The organism is Collimonas sp. OK242, assembly GCF_900107095.1.
GTDB lineage: Bacteria > Pseudomonadota > Gammaproteobacteria > Burkholderiales > Burkholderiaceae_D > Collimonas.
This window is the reverse complement of the sequence record NZ_FNOR01000049.1, coordinates 1-1,496: the sequence shown is the minus strand read 5'-3', so window position 1 is coordinate 1,496 and position 1,496 is coordinate 1. Positions and strand designations below refer to the sequence as shown.

Here is a 1,496-nt window from a genome sequence, read left to right as displayed (position 1 = left end):
CCGAATCCGCTGTAGTCGTAGCTGGCCTTGACGATGTTGCCGCTGGCATTGGTTTGCGTATCGGCGGCAGCCTGCAGAGCCCGGATGCGTGGACCGACGCCGTAATCATAGCGCCAGCTGGCGATACTATTGCGGCCGTCACCGATCTTCATCGAAGTCAAACGTCCGGCGATATCAAATCCTTTCGCCGTCTTGATCCCGTTGCCTTGGGTATAGCCGGTCAGACCGTTATAAGGATTAAAACCGATCTCAGCGACCACGGTCTGCTTTGGCAGAATAGCTTTGGCCCATTGCAGCCAGCTTGGCAGTTTCTCGATTTGGCCGGCAATGCCGGCTGAGCGCTCGCCTTGCAGGCTGATGCTGCGCGCTACCTGCGTTGCCTTGTCGCGTTCAATCTGCATGACCTGCCCGTCGGCCAGGCGCTGGGTGCTGGGTTCACCGGTGCGTGGATCATAAGTGGTTGCCAGGGTGTAGCTTTGCCCGTCGATGGTGATGCGGGTCTGCGCTATGCGGCCTGCGGCATCGTAGGCATAGGCGGTGGTTTGAACCGGATCCGTGACGTCGATGAGCCGGTTGCCTTGATAGCGCAAGCTCACCGTCGAGACTTTGGCGGTGCCGGCGGTAGTGGTTGTTTTTTGGATCATGCGGCCCGCCAGGTCGTAGCGGAAAGCGATGCTGCTGCCGTCTGCCTGGTCGAGCCGGATCATGCGGTCGCGGATATCGTAGCTGGCGGTCTTATTGCCGTAATCGGCCAGGTGCATTTTGAGCACACGGCCGAAATCGTCGCGCAAGATATTGGGCTGGATTTTGCCCGGCGCTGCATCCGATGCGGATGGCGCCAGCTGGAAATTGACGCGCAACATGCCGTCTGCCGCCAGATCGATGTTGGCGCGCGCAGTATTGTTCTTGTTTTCTGCGCTCAGGTGCAATACATCGTCGCCGTCCACATGCCTTGCCAGTCTTCCTTGTGCATCGTAGGCATAGGTATCGAGCCTGCCGTCCGGCTGCAGCTGGCGCGACAGCCGGTTGTTTTCATCGTAGCTGCGGTAAGTCGCCCGAACCAGCTTGCCTGGCGCTTGTTCCCCTGCCGGCTCGTACAAGCCGCTGACCTTGATCCTGCCTTCGGTATCCAGGCTGAGTTCGCTGAAATACCCTTGCGCGTCTTCCATGTGAACCGGCCGGCCGGCGCTGTCGTAGCGCAAACTGATGCCGCGGCCGGCGGCGTCGGACAGCGCGCTGACCTGGTCCAGTGCGTTGTACTGGCGTTCGGTGATCAGTCCTGCCCGTTCGGTGCGCGTGACCATGCCTAGCGTGTTGTATGCCAGGTTGGTGACGATGCCGTCGTTCGCGATATCCTGCGACAAGCGTCCGGTGCCTTCATCGCGCCTGAAGTGGCGGCTGAGATTGAGCGGATAGGTGACCGCTGTGACAAAGCTGCCGCGATTATCGTACGCAATCTCGGTCACATCGGAGTCGCTCGGATCGTTCTTCGGTCC

1 pseudogene is annotated in these 1,496 nt (G+C 60.2%); it reads right to left on the bottom strand.

What is annotated here, in order from left to right:
* Positions 1-1,496 (bottom strand): annotated as a pseudogene (locus tag BLV81_RS23380) (hypothetical protein); the annotation flags it as partial.